This is a genomic window from Paludibacter propionicigenes WB4, from assembly GCF_000183135.1.
Lineage (GTDB): Bacteria > Bacteroidota > Bacteroidia > Bacteroidales > Paludibacteraceae > Paludibacter > Paludibacter propionicigenes.
Map to the genome: position 1 here is coordinate 3,553,796 of NC_014734.1, position 18,062 is coordinate 3,571,857.

The window sequence follows — 18,062 nt, forward strand, 5'->3', positions numbered from 1 at the left end:
TCTTGTTTCAGTTCAGTTGTTTATTGTATAATCAGATTTTTAGTCACCACCACTTTGTTATTGACCACAGCTTTCGCTACATACACACCGGGTAATAAGCTCGTAGGCATTGTTGTAATGGCACTTGCGCTGAACGGTAGTTTTTCAATAAATCTTCCGGCAATGTCATACAGCATCAAGTCGCCTTTATCGCTCGTATTGTTTTGCACAAAGATGGTATTCTTCGAGCTGAACACGGTTACTACAGGATCAGTTGTCACATCGGGTAATCCGGTAACAGCACTTGTGGTGGATATGATTTTAAAACGATTAACTGACGGACTGCCAGAACCTGCTGTAAAGAAATACTCGGTACCACTTGCTGTTATATCGGTAGTAGTACCGGTCACCTTATCGAGTAGATAGAGTTTATCGTAAACTGTTCCGACATTGTTGTGTGTAAAGCGCAATTTGTAATTGGTGTCCGTTCCGGCCTGGAATGCCAGTTCGGTATTGTTCATATCATTTACCGAGTTCACCTGATAATCACCGTCTGCTTCACTGGCGTAGAGTTGTGGAACCAAGGCAGAACCCAACATTTTGCGTCCATCCCAACCGTTATCAAACTTATGGCTACAGCTTGCATCGGTAAACAACCACATGCGGTCACCACCGGTAGTACCCACCACATCAATAATAGTGTACACTTTATCTAATGAGGTGTTTGATGACTTAACACGCTGCTGATTTGTATTCTTGGTTACTACAGCACTGTACGGAATACCGAAAGTGGCATTCACATCATTGCTCAACGCTTTTACTACAAAGCCCTGCATACTTGGTATCTGAGCAGGAATACCGCCCACACCTGCAGTGGCTTTTGGAGCCGCAGTGTATTGACCAGGATTAGAGCCATCGGTTACTCCCGTATAATTAGCCCAGTCATTGACTGTACCGGTATTGTACAGGTAAACTGTAGCATCGGTTTGCGTACCAAAGTTGAGCTTGGTAATATCGATAGCAGCTGTGTAAGGATTGGCAAGCAAGTGGCTTCCTGCATTGACAGCTCCTGTTGAATAAACCAGATTTTTTGAAATATCTGCATTTACCAGATCGCCTGTAATGGTATATGTTTTGGCCGATTCTTGTGCTATCTCGTAGCCTGTAAACGGATCAAGCGTAGATGATGAATTCAAGGCAAACCAGTTAGATGTTAGTTGTGATTCATCGTAACGGCGAACCAAAGCGCCATCCAATGTCGGAGAAGCTACCAACGTGCGAACAGGAACACCAAAGAATTGCCATTTATATTTGTTACCGGTTGTATTCGTCAGATTCCACGATGCTTTTGAGTACATTTCTACAGTAGCCTGTACCGGTGCATTTTGGGCGTTATTAAAAATAAGCGTTCCATTCGGTAGCGAAGCACTCGATTTTACTATGATCCCTGACACTCCTGCATTATTGGTAATAGTACCCACCACTGTCAGCGACTTACCGGCAGGAATAGTAATCACCCCACCTGTGTTTATCTTTAGGCTCTTGCAAATAGAATTATCTCCCACAGTCGGTGAGTTAACAACACTTCCAACAACCACATCTACAGCACTTGTAGGCACTACATTCGGCGTCCAGTTAGTAACATCGCTCCAGTCGGTACTGGTCGCGCCGGTCCAGACACTTTGTAGAATATCATAAGCGCCCATAGTAGGAGTTGTACCTCTTGTTGTTCCGATAAAGTCTGTCGCAATTCCCGTACCGGTAACTCCATCCAGTTTAGCACTCGGCTTATAATCCGCTGCAGCGGCTCCACCCGAATTGGCAAACGCTGGGTCAATAGCAAGACTATTTGCATCAAATCCCGTGATTAATGGTAACGAACCAGGATAGGTGGAATTGAAATATCCAAGCTTTCCTCCTGTTCCCGAAACATAGTAATCGTTGTAATTCAGGGTTAAACTTCCAACAGTAGTTGGAACAAAATACGCTGCGTAATGCAGATTTGAGCCACCCGTTGTAGAACGGACATTGCTGAAGATATTATTTCTGAAATTTCTAGTATTAGTATTTGTGGCACTGTACAGGGCGTACGATTTATTCGTTGCCCCTGACCCTAAACTTCCGGCAATATACACCGTATTGAAGTACAAATTATTGTTATGACCCGATGATCCCGTTTCATAGATACCATACAAGGTTGTTTTACTGTTTCCACCCAAACTAATGATATTATTGGCATACGTTGTGGCTCCAGCGTTTATCTTTATTCCATAAATACTCGCTGTTGTACTGCTTGCCCCGGTTACATTCAAATCGTGTATAAAGTTTCCTGTAACAGTGCTGGCTGTAGTTGAACCGTTATAATACAGTCCGGTAACAGCACCTGCAAACGTTGCAAAATCATTCGTAAGATTATAAATGGTATTACCGGTTATAGTCTGGGCTACAGCCGAAGTAGCGTTCTGTACGATACCCGCAACTGATGGTTGATAGGTAGCATCTGTATTAGCATTGGATATTTTTAAATCCCGTATTACATTATTAGATACTGTATTTGTACCTGCATTTGTCTGAATCCCGATTGTGTAACCATAGGTAGACGTTCCTGTACTGGTAGTGGCATTAGTCAGTTTTGCTATGGTATTACCTGATATCTGCACTGCGCCGCTTCCATAACTATATATACCTACAACTGTTTGTGCACTACCTGTAGATGTAGAAGAAGCATTAATACTATTCGTCGTACCTTCATCCGAGCTTCCTATGACGTTACCAGAGATAGTTGTTGTGCCGGCACCCGATACTTTATAAATACCATAAAAGTTCATTGGTGCTGTAGAAGCTGAACAGGCTGTTGTTATGGCCCCTATGGTATTGTTTTGCACACTTACCGTTCCTGTACTCTGGATATTAATACCGTACAGCACGCCACTACTTCCTGCATCAGTTACACTTACAGAACCATTGCCTGTTGGTGCTCCTATCGTGTTTCCGGTTACCGTACCCACGTTGACATCACCGCCATAGACATTGATAGCATACCAACTGGCAGAACTACTATTGCTCCATGCAAGGTTTTTGATGGTATTTCCCTGAACATTGCTGGCTGTACCGGTAGCAGTACTTACATAAATCCCTGTAAATGTATTATCAAACGCATTGGTTTTAGTCCAGGCCGTGCCTGCACAATTGGCAGCACTACCACCTATATAGTTACCTGAAATAGCAAAATTACTTCCAGATGCATTATTAACGTAAATTACATTATAAGCAACACTAGCCGTTGGCACAAAAGAAGTGGTTTCGTAAAAGCTATTGCCTGTTATTGTCCATCCACTGTTGTATGACAAAATATTGATACCGTAAGAGGCTGTTCCTCTGTTCAGAAAATCATAAATCACATTGTTGCTAATAATGCCTCCGGTGTTCACCTTACCTGAAGTGCCATTTGAGAAAATAGCATTAACCGGTCTGGACATTCCTCCAGCATTTGTAATACTATTATGGTCTATAGTATTATTACTATTCCCCATTGTACCAGTTGTGGTGCTAAAGAATATAATACCTGATGAAATATCCGCCGTGCTACCTTTGATAGTACAATACTTAACGGTATTGGTGGACGCATCATTGATAAACCGTATGGTGGAAGTTCCGGCAGTAGAAGCAGTCGATGCATTGTAAATCAGCATATCCACATCAGCTCCTATAGCATTTACACGCCCGTCAATCGTTACATTTTTAGCTCCATTCAGATCTATCAGCGGAGTGGTGAGGTTACCTACAATACTCAACCCCGATGTGGTAGGATAAATTGTCAGGTCAGTATAACTGGCACTGCTGCTACCACTGGCATTCAGCACTGCTGCCGAACTCAGGATTTGATTGGCTGTAACTTTCAGCGTGATGCTACCTGTATGGGTTCCCAGATTAATGGCATCAAAAGCTGCCTTTAGGTCTATATACGATGTTTGCAATGTTCCGCCGACATAAGCATCTACGGTAGTAGCAGGTGCCGGTTGTACGGTACTGTATTCAAAAGCTCCTAATTTTGGTGTTGTTATACTTCTTACGTTCTGCAGGTAATCGGTCAAAACACCTGTTCCCTGTGCCCCTGTTAATGCTTCGGAGAAGGCATAATCTACGGCTGCCGTTCCTGCAGTATTGGCAAAGGTAAGATTGGTGGCCGTACTGTGGGCATCAAAGCCGGGTACTATCGGAAGCGATGTTCTGTTCGTAACATTAGAAAAACCTAAAGTTCCCCCTGAACCGGATACATAGTAATTATTATAATCCAGTTCCAGGTAGCTGTTATTTACAGTATAATTAAACATCGCTCCCAGATGCCGGTCGCTAGCCGCTGGTGTTGAGCGTGCATTTACAAGTACATTATTGTACACCTTTCTGTAACATGTTGGTGTCTGCCAACTACAATAAGCTGCAGAATATTTAAAGCTTCCGCCTGCATCGTTCCCCCCAATATACACTGTATTGTGAGAAACATTAATGGTTGCCCCCGAAGGAGCAAGATCCCATATTCCCCACAAAGAGATATTCGGTATATCATTTTTAAGCGTAACTACATTGTTGATACAAGTTGTACTACCTGTTGTTCCCAGAGTAATCCCTGCAATTGTACTATTTGAACCAATAAATAAATCATGTACATAGTTGCCGGATACTGTACTGGATGCACTGGTGCAAATACCAAATACATTACCGGCTCCGGTATTCGTATTGGTCAGGTTATAAACCGTATTGCCTGTAACGGAAGAACCCGATCCGCCAATGGCAATTCCCACCATTGAGGCTGTGTAATCTATTGCTGTAGCTCCTGAGGCAGTTGTCATATCTCTTACCGTATTGTTAGTAATAGTTGCCGTACCGCTACTCATACAAATACCAGCAGTCTGGCTTAAAGAAGAAGCTGCATTATTTATCTTTGAAATCACATTTCCTGTGATAGACAGTGTTCCAGTAGCAGCATTGTATATTCCATACACTTTCTGTATGCTACCTGAAGATATAGAAGTTGCCGTCAAACTGTTGTTTGTGCCACTGTCTGTACTTCCCACAGTATTATTGGCAATAGTGGTTGTTCCTCCACTTTGTCTCCAGATACCATATAAATTGGTGGAAAGCGTACTCACCGTATTAGCTGCTGTCAGAGCTCCTATCACATTGTTTGCTATATTAACAACCCCTGAGGAAGTGGTATATATACCGCACAATGATCCGTTAAACGCACTATTAGTCAATTTTATTGATCCGTTTCCTGTAGCTGCCCCAATTACATTCCCTGTTATCGTACCTATATTGACATTTCCTGCTACTACATTAATCCCAAACCAATCAGCTCCATTAACATTGTAGAAGTCAAAATTAGTAATTATATTTCCCTGAACACTGCTCGCCGTGGTTGTACCAACATTCATAGTAATAGCCTGAAAAGTATTTCCTGAAGTACCTGCAGTCTTCGTCCACGGACTGCCGCCGCAATTTGCTGCCGACCCCCCTATATAGTTGTTCGACACATTGAAATTCACACCGGATGTATTATTGATATAGATCACATTATATTGACCTGTAGCCGTAGGAGTAAACGACGCGGTTTCGTAAAAACTGTTTCCGGTTATGTTCCAATCGCTGGTATTATTATAGAGGTTAATACCATAAGAGTATGAAGCTGCCGGGGCTCTATGGAAGAAGTTATAGATATTATTGTTACTTATGGTATTACCGGTATTTATTTTACCGGATGTACCTACCGAATAAATTACGTTTATTGGTCTGTTGGCATCAGTGGCACAGCTGATATCATTGTGATCTATCGTGTTGGTATTATTCCCTGTAGTACCTGTGGAAGTACTAAAGAGTAATACGCCCGTACCTGTATTTGTTGCCGAGCCTTTAATAGTGCAGTATTTCACCGTATTGTTCGAGGCTCCGTTGATAAACTGTATGGTTGCAGTAGTAGCTACGTTATCCGCAATGGTATTGATAATGCTGAGGTCTTTTGTTGTTCCTGTTGCATTTACCCGTCCATCAATGGTCACATTACTGGCACCGTTCAGATTAATAAGCGGTGCACCGGGCAGGTTACCCGTAATGCTCACGCCGGCAACTGTAGGATAAATATTAATGGAAGTGACACTACCGTTGGCATTCAGCACCGCTGTACTAAGTTCAGTCGTACTGCCTTTCACCTGAACAGTTATAGCTCCTGTATATCCACCACTGTTTATAGCCGCAAAAGCACCACCCAGATTCTGAAACTCACCACTGTTTATCCCGTCGGTAACTGTTACATTGCCTGGAGGAGCAGTTACCGGATAATCATAAGCCCCCATAGCCGGAGCAGTGGCACTACGGGTAGTACCTACATAATCTGTAGTTACTGAGGTTCCGGTTACGCCTAACAAATAACCGTTAGCCGGCAGATAGTCGGAAGCATTTGTTCCACCTATATTGATAAATTGCGGATTAAGCATTACGCTGTTGCCGTTCGTCCCGGTCAGCCCTGCTGTTGAATAGAAGGCAGATCCACCAATACCACTCGCATAATAGTCGTTATAATCGAGTGTCAGATTCGCGCTTGTACCATAATTAAAGTACGCTGCATAATGAGTACCCGTGCCTCCATTGTTGGTTCGTGTATTGTTGAATATATTGTTTCTGAAATTCCTTATATTACTGGTAGATTGACTATAGAAAGCAAACGAGTTGCTGCTACCAGAAGCAACCGTACCACCAACACTGACCGTATTAAAATAGATGTTATTGGTAGTGGATGACCCTCCATTCTCGTATATTCCGTACATTGTGCCGGGCGTATCGCCCTGTATGCTCACAATGTTATTAGCATAAGTGCCACTTCCTGCACTAATCATAATACCTTCCAATATAGCAGTATTGGTGGCATTCACCGACAGACCATTTATGAAATTATTGCTGACCGTGCTGGCAGTAGTACCTCCATTGTAATACAAACCATATATCTGCCCTGAGAAACCACTGTAGGTATTGGATAAGTTGTAAATCTTATTCCCTGAAATGGCGTTTGACACAGCCGTTGTGTTCTGGAATTGCAATCCGTAAATCGAAGCACCGGCACTATTTGATGTTGCAATATCTCTTATCGTATTATTGCTGACCGTACCAGCACCTCCGGTACCCACAAAAATACCCGTTACAGAACCACTTGAATAAGTTGATGCATTGGTAAGTTTGGCCACCGTGTTACCTGAACAGGTTAATGTGCCCCCCGTTCCTCTGATACTGATCCCCAGTATTGATTGTGCATTGCTCGATGAGGTAGAGCTGGCATAAATGCTGTTAGTAGTACCGGAATCGGTACTGCCTACCGTATTATTACTGATAGTACACAATGTTGTACCGTTACCATCTATCCCTGTAATACTGGATATACCTGCAGATGCCGTGGAATTCGCCACCGTGATAGCTCCCAATACATTGTTTTGTATCTTTATTGTAGCACCCGACCCACTAATACCTGTAAAAGAACCCCCAGCACTGCTGTTAGTTAGAGTAATGCTTCCATTTCCGGTAGAAGATCCTATCACATTACCGGTGGTGGTGCCTATATTATAATCGCCACCAGCAGTCCAAATCGCATTCCAGCTACCATTCAAACTGTTGGCATAGCTGAAGTTTCTAATGGTATTGCCCTGTATATCACTGGCTGTGCCGGTACCGGCTGATATATACATACCATAATAATTATTGTTGAATGCATTGGTCTTCGTCCAGGGTGTGCCGCCACACTGTACATCCGATCCTCCTATATAGTTATTTGATACCGTAATAGTTCCAGATGTGTTAGAAAAATTGACAATCTTATAATCGACTGAAGCCGTTGGTGCAAACGTGGTAGTTTCATAAAAACTATTACCAATAATGATCCACGCAGTTGAATTAGACGGGAGGTTGATACCATACGATGCCACACCCCTGTTCAGAAAGTTATATATTTTATTATTGCTAACTACATTACCAGTGTTTACAGCTGAAGCTGTACCGTTTGAATAAATGGCATTTACCGGTCTGAAGGCATCCATATAATTGGTAACACTGTTGTTATCAATGGTATTATTGCTATTGCCCGTACTGCCTGAAGTGGTGCTAAAAAACAGAATACCACCAGTTGCATCCGCCGTAGAACCTTTTATCGTACAGAATTTCACAATATTGGATTGTGCATCGTTAACCCATCGGATAGTAGATGTACCTGCCGTGGATGCTGTGCTGGTATTTATAAGGGATAAGTCGATAGCACTGCCTGTGGCATTCACTCTTCCATCAATAGTTACATTTTTTGCACCGTTTAAGTCGATAAGGGGTACGGCAAGGTTTCCTACAATGCTTAAACCTGTTCCGGTAGGGTAAATGGAGATATCAGTGTAACTGGTACTGCCACTACCGCTTGCATTTAGTACTGCACTGGCTGATAACACCTGGCTTGCTGTGATCTTCAATTCTATACTGCCGGTCAGAGCACCGTTGTTGACAGCTGTAAACGCTGCCGTCAGGTCTTTAAACGACCCCTGCAAAGTTCCGCTAACATAAGCATCCACCGTAGTTGACGGCGGTAGGGTTGTGGCTTCAAAAGCACCCATCTTTGGGTAGGACATGCTACGAATATTACTCAGATAATCATTAATAACGCTCACAGGAGTACCGGCAAGAGTGGTATTTGTCGAAAAATAATCGGTAGCAGTTCCGCTCCCTGCATTAGTTAATGCAGGATCAACAGTCATACTGCCTGCATCATATCCTGCTACAAGTGGAAGGGATGTCACATCAGCACCTGAATATCTGCACAAAGCACCTCCCGTACCTGTCACATAATAATCGTTGTAGTTCATGGTAAGGTTTGCCAGTGTAACGGCATTAAAGTAAACTGCATAATGCAAACTACTTCCGCCTGTGGTAGAGCGTGTATTAATCAGTATATTATTTTTTAAATCAACCTTTTGTGAACTTGTTGCATGATAAACTGCATAGGACTTGTTCGTCGCACCTGCTGATAAATTACCACCTATATTCACAGTGTTGTAATATATATTATATATATCCGAACCGGAATTCGAAACATAAAATCCGGAAAGAGTGGTTGGTGTGTTACCTCCCAGATTGATTATATTATTGGAAAATGCATTAAAGCCGCCACTACACATTATGCCATTTATACTGGCACTTGTGCTACTTGCTCCCGTTACTGATAAATCATGTATAAAGTTTCCGTTTACATTGCTTGCTACCGTTGTTCCGCTATAAATATACATACCCGTCACTAAGCCTGCAAATGAAGCGTACGTGTTACTTAGATTATAAATGGTATTCCCGCTTACGCTTTGTGAAGTGGTGGTGCCACTGTATTGTACTATACCCACTACTGAATGCAAATAGTTGCTGGCATTAGTACCCGCACTGGCATTGGTTAAGTCATGTACCACATTGGAGTTAATTGTACTGATCCCTGATGTGGATAATATACCCATCACATATCCATAGGTTGAGGTTGAACTATTCGTCGAACCATTTGTCATGTTAGCTATCGTATTATTCGTAGCTATAAAGGTACCTCCACCAGAATTGATTATACCTGCTACTTTTTGGGCATTAGAGCTAGATGCCGAAGTAGCATTGACGCTGCCGACAATATTGCCCCCAATGATATTGCCGTTTATGGTACTCACACCGGCTCCCGCATTGTTTATTCCGTAGAAATGAGTCGCATTGGTTGCTACACTGTTGGCAACCGTAATGCCGGCTATTGCATTATTTTGTATTGTTACACTACTACTGCTGCTATTGTATATTCCATTGAAAACACCATCAGTTGTAGCATTGGTTAACACAATAGAACCAGTGGATGTAGTCGAACCGATAGTATTGGCGGTAATCGTTCCAATATTCAATAACCCTGCAAAATTATATATCCCGTTTAAACTTCCGGCACCATTATTAGCCCAGCTTATGTTAGCCATGGTGTTGCCCTGTATGCTACTCGCTGTACCCGTAGCAGCTACATTCAAGTATATGCCGTAGAAAGAATTGTTATTGGAGCTTGTTTTGGTCCAGGCACTGCCACCACAAAGGGGTGCACTACCACCTATAAAATTATCGTTTATTATAAATCCGTTTCCATTTGCTCCTAAATTTATTGCATAATAAGTAGTTGCACTCGTTGGAGCAAACGAAGTTGTTTCGTAGAAGCTATTTGCACTAATGCTCCAGGTAGCATTGTAGGATGACAGCATAATACCTACAGAAGAACCGGTTGCTGGATGCATATAATTGTATATATTGTTGTTACTGATGGTATTGCTGCTGTTATAGTATGATGAAGATCCATTTGAATATATCAAATTTACCGGACGATTTCCGGCAGCATTCGTGATATTATTATGATCTATTATGTTATTCAAAGATGCTGTATTTATGCCTGCACCAAAGAAAATAGCACCTCCATTCGTGTCGGTTGATGAACCCTGTACCGTGCAGTATTTTACAGTATTACCGGATGCACCATTGACAAAGCGTATGGTAGAAGTCCCCGCCGTAGAACTGGTTGAACTATTCACAAAAATTAGATCGACAGCACTTCCTGAACCATTCACACGTCCATCAATTACCACATTGCTTGCCCCGTTCAAGTCAATAAGTGGCGCAGTAAGATTACCTGCTATACTCAGCCCCGTTACCGAAGGGTAAATGCTTACAGCGCTATAACTAGTATTGCCACTACCGTTAGCATTTAATACTGCGCTGCTATTTAGTATCTGGTTGGCTGTAATTTTTAATTCAATATTTCCACTAATATTTCCATTGTTGATGGCATTAAAGGCAGATACTAAGTCTGTATATGATCCTTGTAAAGTTCCACTTACATAAGCATCTACAGTGGTGGCAGGAGGTGTGGTGGTAGCTTCAAAAGCACCTGCTTTGGGGTAAGTGACGCTACGGTTATTATTTTTATAGTCGTTAAGAACACTCACCGGAGTAGCAATCAAAGTGGATTCTGTTGAAAAATAATCGGTTACCGTTCCACTACCTGCATTGGTTAAGGCTGGATCAATATTTTTACTATTGGCATCCTGCCCGCTTATAAGCGGCACGGTAGTTACTCCTGTACTATTGTAATAACCCAATACTCCTCCTATACCGTTTGCATAATAATCGTTGTAGTCTAGGGTTAAATTTGTACTTGCCGCGTAGTTAAACCAAGCGGCATAATGCAAACTGCTACCACTTGTGGTAGAACGGGTGTTCATCAGGATATTATTTCTGAAATCTCTTGTATTGGTACTTGCAGCACTATATAATGCATATGATTTATTTGTTGTTCCCGCTGACAAACTACCTCCAATATACACTGTGTTATAATATAGCTTGTTATTGTGACCGCTTGCTCCGGACTCATATAGTCCGTATAATGTGGTTTTTGTATTACCTCCCAGACTGATGATATTATTGGCATACGTTGTTAATCCGGAAACTATGTCAATTCCGTAAATATTCGCCGAAGTACTGCTCGCCCCTGTTACTGACAGATCATGTATAAAGTTTCCCGTTACTGTACTCGCCGTCGTGCCGCCGCCATAATACAATCCAACAACACTCCCGGTAAACGAGGCATAACTGTTCGACAAATTATAAATCGTATTACCGGATACATTTTGTGCAACTAATCCTGTTGTGTTTAGTCCAATACCCACTGCCGATTGTTGATACCCATTTCCTGTACTAGCATTGGCTATGGTCAGATCGTGTACCACATTTCCACTGATAGTGTTCGCACCGCCAGTAGTTAATATCCCCATAACATAGCCATAACTGCTCGTCGTAGCGTTGGTCGTTCCATTTACCATGTTTGCAACTATATTATTCGTAGCGGTAAATATTCCTGAAGAAGAGTTATTTATCCCCACTACCTTTTGAGCATTAGAGGTGGCACCTGACACTGCGTTAATACTACCGACGGTATTGCCACCGATTGTATTCCCACTTACAGTTACTACACCACCGGATGCAGCGTTGGTTATACCATAAAAATGAGTGGCATTGGTTGCGACACTGTTAGTAGCAGTTATACCCGATATCGCATTGTTTTGTACCACCACGCCATTGGCACTGTTATTATATATTCCATAGAAATTGCCATCTGTTGTCGCATTGGTCAATACAATAGAACCTGTGGTTGAGGTTGAACCAATGGTATTGCCGGTAACTGTTCCGAAATTAACAATTCCGCTATTGGCATTTATACCATACCAGCTTGCATTGCCATTATTTGTCCAGTTGATATTGGCTATCGTATTCCCCTGCACACTGCTGGCCGTTCCGGAGCTAGCCGTACTTAAATAAATCCCTGAAAAGACATTATTGTTATTAGTTTTGGTCCAGGCACTGCCGCCGCAAGCAGGCGCACTACCGCCTATATAATTACCAATAATTGTAACATTGCCGTTATTCCCTGCATAGATTCCATACAGACTAATCGAAGAACTTGGTGCAAACGATCCTGTTTCATAGAGGCTATTACCGCTGATAGTCCAACCATTATTATAAAAATCAAGATAAATACCTGAAGAGTTTCCGATAGTCAAACTAAGGAAATTATATATATTATTGTTGCTTATCGTATTATTGAGATTATAGTAAGAAGAATGCCCTCTTGAATTGATAGCATAATAAGGACGATTGCCTCCTGCATTGGTAATATTGTTATGATCTACGGTATTATTGCTGTTGGCAACATTTGTGCTGGAAGTTCCAGAGCTAAAAACAACAATTCCTCCGCTTGGGTCGGTTGACGAGCCTGACAGGGTACAATACTTCAGAGTATTGTTTGAGGCACCGTTATTAAATCGAATAGTAGAAGTACCACCTGATGCACCTGTTGAATTGTTCACTATCGTCATATCCACAGAACTTCCTGTAGCATTCACGCGTCCATCAATCACCACATTATTGGCACCACTCAGGTCGATTAGCGGTGCGGCAAAATTGCCTGATATGCTCAGACCCGACACGGTAGGATAAATGCTGATTGCCGTATAGTTAGCTCCGCCTGTGCCGCTTCCGTTTAATACTGCACTGGTACCCAATACCTGACTGGCAGTTATTCTCAATTGAATATCTCCTGTGAGTATTCCGTTATTAATATCATTAAAGGCAGTTCTCAGATCGCCATACGATTTCTGTAAAGTACCGTTTATATAAGCATCTACGGTGGTAGCCGGAGTAGTGGCCGCTTCAAAGGCTCCTATCTTGGGGCTACTTGCGCTGCGGTTGTTGTTCAGGTAATCGAGAGTGGTGCTTACCGGTGTACCGACCAGGCTGGCATTGGAAGAAAGATAATCCAAAGCTGTAGCACTGCCGGCATTAGTTAAAGTAGGGTCGGCATTTTTACTGTTTGCATCCTGTCCGCTTATAAGTGGTATAGAGGTAACAGAGGTACCACTGTAATAGCCCAATGCACCTCCGGTACCACTAACATAATAATCGTTATAATTAAGTGTAAGATTCGAATTTGTAGCATAATTAAAATAAGCTGCATAATGCAAATTGCTACCACTGGCTGTAGAACGTGTATTTACCAGAATATTGTTTCTGAAATCTCTGGTGTTGCTACTTAACGCACTGTATAAAGCATACGATTTATTCGTTACTCCGGCCGACAAGCTACCACTAATATAAACAGTATTATAATACAAGCTGTTATTGTTGCCTGAATTACCTGTTTCGTATATACCGTATATGGTGGTGGCTGTATTTCCTCCCAGACTGATAATGTTGTTGGAATAGGTGGTTAATCCACTACTAATCTGTATACCATACATGCTTGCTCCGGTTACCGATAAATCGTGTATAAAATTATTGCTTACCTGGTTGGTTGCACTTGTTCCGCCACTGGAGTAAACACCCATTATATAACCTGCAAACGCAGAGTATGTATTACTCAGGTTGTAGATGTTGTTTCCCGTGATAGTCTGCACACCCGATGTTGTACTGTATTGCGCAATACCTACCATCGATTGCTGATTGGTATTATTAGTATTCGCATTAGCTATGGTTAAATCATGTATTACATTGTTGCTAATAGTATTCACACCGTTAGTGGTTAATATACCCATGGTGTAACCATAGGTAGTAGTCGTGGCATTAGTCGTGGCATTTATCAAATTAGCTATCGTATTGCCGGCAGCGGTAAACGTGCCTATACTCGGACTGTATATACCCACTACGGTTTGGGCATTGCTTGTTGAAAGGGATGAAGCATTGATAGTGCCCACTGTATTGCCCCCGATAGTATTGTTATTTACTGTTTGCAAACCGCTTGAAGCTCCGGCATATATGCCATAAAAATTGGTTGCATTTGTACTTCCAGAGTTAGCTGCTGTGATACCTGCTATCACATTATTCTGTATTATTACAGCATTGTTGCTGGAATTGTAGATTCCCTGAAAGTTTCCACCGCTTGTTGCATTAGTGAAAACGATAGAGCCTGTACCACTCGCCGATCCGATTATATTTCCGGTTGCCGTTCCAATGTTGTAAACTCCCTGATTGGTATATATTCCATACCAACTAGCACTGCCATTATTAGACCAGTTTATATTGGCTATTGTATTGCCTTGTATGTTATTCGGTGTTCCTGTACTTGAAGTTGAGCTGTAAATTCCATAAAAAACATTACTATTTGCATTGCTTTTAATCCAGGCACTGCCGCCGCATGTTGCTGCGTTACCGCCTATATAGTTTCCGTTCACTGTAAATCCGCTACCGCTTGTTACATTTATATTTATGCCGTAATATGTGCCCGAGCTGCCTGGAGCAAATGTTCCGGTTTCGTAGAAACTATTGCCGTTTATAGTCCACGCTGTATTATAAGTTCCCAGATTAACACCATAAGAATTACTTGCCGTACGGTTAAAGAAGTCATAAACATTATTGTTGGTAACAGAATTACCACTATTGAGGTAACCCGTTGTTCCATTGGAGTACAAAGCGTTGATTGGGCGATTACCCTCTGCATTGGTAATATTGTTGTGATCTATTGTGTTGTTGTTATTGGCCACACCCGAAGTGGTGGTGCTAAAAAACACCACCCCACTAGTGTTATCCGCTCCCGATCCCTTGATGGTACAATATTTTACCGTATTGCCTGTAGCTCCGTTAATAAACCGTATGGTAGAAGTTACACCTGCTATGGCATTACTGGTGGAAGTATTTACTATGGTCAGATCTGCTGCACTGCCTGTGCCGTTTACCCTACCATCAAGCACCACATTGTCGGCTCCGTTAAAGTCGATAAGCGGTGCAGTAAGGTTGCCCGAAATGTTCAGACCCGTTACCGTTGGATAAATATTGATACTGCTGTAACTGGCACTACCACTACCGCTTGCATTTAATGTGGCACTAGTGTATAGCACCTGATTCCCTGTTATTTTCAACACTATGTCGCCTGTTACACTACCGTTATTAATAGCAGAGAAGGCATCTCCCAGGTCTTTATACGATCCCTTCAGGGTAGCACCCACATAAGCATCGACCGATGTGGCGGAAGCAGTGGATGATTCTAAAGCGCCCATCTTAGGGGCAGTTGTACTGCGACTGCTGTTCATGTAGTCGGTCGTTATACTCATCGGTATGGCAGCAATTGTAGCATTGGATGCATAATAATCAGATGCAGTTCCACTACCGGCATTGGTGAAGGCGGGATCTACATTTTTACTATTGGTATCATAAGCAGTAATCAACGGAAGCGATGTTACATTTGCATTATTGTAATAGCCCAATACACCACCGGTTCCAGCGGCATAATAATCATTGTTATTCAGGGTTAGATTGGTGCTTACAGTATAGTTAAACCATGCAGTATAATGTAAATTACTGCCACCGGTAGTAGAGCGGGTGTTTATCAGAATATTGTTTCTGAAATCCCTTGTATTGGTACTTGCAGCACTGTATAAGGCATAAGATTTATTTGTTACACCCGAAGACAAACTTCCCGATATATTTACGGTGTTATAAAATAAGTTGTTGACGCCCGAAGATCCTGGTTCATATATTCCATATAGAGTGGTTGCTGTATTTCCACCAAGGCTTATGATATTATTAGCGTAAGTCGCTGATCCACCATTGATCTGTATGCCATATATGCTGGCCCCCGTACTATTTGTACCGGTTACCGACAAATGGTGAATAAAGTTTCGGTTAATACTGCTGGGTACTGAGGAAGGACCACTGAAGTAAATACCCAGTACATTACCCACAAACGATGCATAAGTATTGCTCAGGTTGTAAATGGTATTCCCGCTTACATTTTGTGCATAAGACATACCACTGGCTTGCGCAATACCCACCACCGATTGCTGATAACCGCTACCCGGGTTGAGATTGGATATGGTTAAATCATGAATCACATTGCCGCTAATTGTATTCGCACCATTTGTTGTCAATACTCCCATCACGTAACCATAGTAAGCTGTTGCATTTGTAGTTCCGTTTATCAGGTTGGCTACGGTATTATTGGCGGCATTGAAAGCACCTGTACCATCGCTGTATATCCCCACCATCGTTTGAGCAGCGGAAGTAGATGCCGATAAGGCATTGATACTACCGGCCGTATTGCCACCAATAGAATTACCATTTATGGTTAACGATCCTGCCCCTTTATTGCATATTCCATAGAAATTAGTTCCGTTGGTAGCTACACTGCTATTGGTGGTAATACCGGATATTGCATTATTTTGGATTACCACACTACCTGTACTATAGTTATATATTCCACAAAAGCCATAAGCACTGGTTACTGCATTCGTTAACACGATAGAGCCTGTTGTAGTAGTCGATCCGATTATATTTCCACTAACTGTTCCTATACCGAAGACTCCGCTAATGGTAGATATCCCGAACCAATTACCGGAGCTGTTGTTAGACCAGTTTATATTGGCTATTTTATTGCCTTGTATGCTGTTCAACGTTCCAGAGTTAGTAGCACTTACGTAAATTCCGTAAAAATCATTGCTATTGCTACTGGTTTTGGTAAAAGCACTACCACCGCATAAAGGAGCTGTACCCCCTATATAATTATTTGTTAATACAAATCCTGCTCCTGTTGAACTTATATTTATCGCATAATAAGCATATGCTCCACCGGGTGCTAGTGAGGTTGTTTCGTAAAAACTATTAGCATTGATGATCCATGCATCGTTGTATGTCGACAGATTAATACCAGAAGACTTAGCTCCCTGATGAAAGAAATTGTATATATTGTTATTACTTATCGTATTGCTGACGTTCATGAGATTCAACGAACCATTTGAGTATAATACATTGAACGGACGATTTCCTCCCTGATTCGTGATATTATTATGGTCTATCGTATTATTGCTATTGGTAATACCTGAGATAGTAATATCAAAAAAAACTATTCCACTTTCGGTACTGGTTGTAGAACCTTTGATAGCACAATATTTCACTACGTTATTTGTGGCTCCATTGACAAACCGTATAGTGGAGGTTCCTGCCGTTGAGGCGATAGAGCTGTTCGCTATCGCTAAATCCACGTCCGTACCCGAACCGTTTATGCTACCATCTATGGTTACATTAGCTGCTTTGTTCAGGTCTATGAGCGGAGCACCATCCAGACTCCCATTAATACTAAGCCCTGTTGCAGTAGGATAAATCTTTACATCCGTGTAACTGGCACTACCGCTACCACTGGCGTTGAGAGCTGCTGAGGCTGTTTCGGTCGTGCTTGCCGAAAGGGCAATGCTAATACTACCCTTGTGAGTACCGGCATTGATGGCATCGAATGCGCCTTTCAGCGTGCCATAAGTACCGGTAGTAGTGCCACTAGTGGCTGTTACCGACACACCACCTGCAGCCTGAAGCGTGGTACTTAATAAGAAACAACTAATTGCTATTAAAGCAAGCTTGATGGGGTAAAATGTTTTCATAACCTTAGGAGTATTATGTGTTGTAGTAAAATTGTTCTTTTTATATATTACCTTCAACCTCTAAAGGGGGGAGGTGAGTTTGTTACTATG

1 protein-coding gene is annotated in these 18,062 nt (G+C 42.1%); it reads right to left on the reverse strand.

Annotation, left to right across the window (positions count from 1 at the left end):
- Positions 1 to 20: 20 nt before the first annotated feature.
- A complete protein-coding gene (locus PALPR_RS14740; RefSeq protein WP_013446461.1) occupies positions 21 to 17,972 on the reverse strand; it encodes a hypothetical protein in 17,952 nt (5,983 codons plus the stop codon).
- Between the last annotated feature and the right edge of the window lie 90 nt (positions 17,973 to 18,062).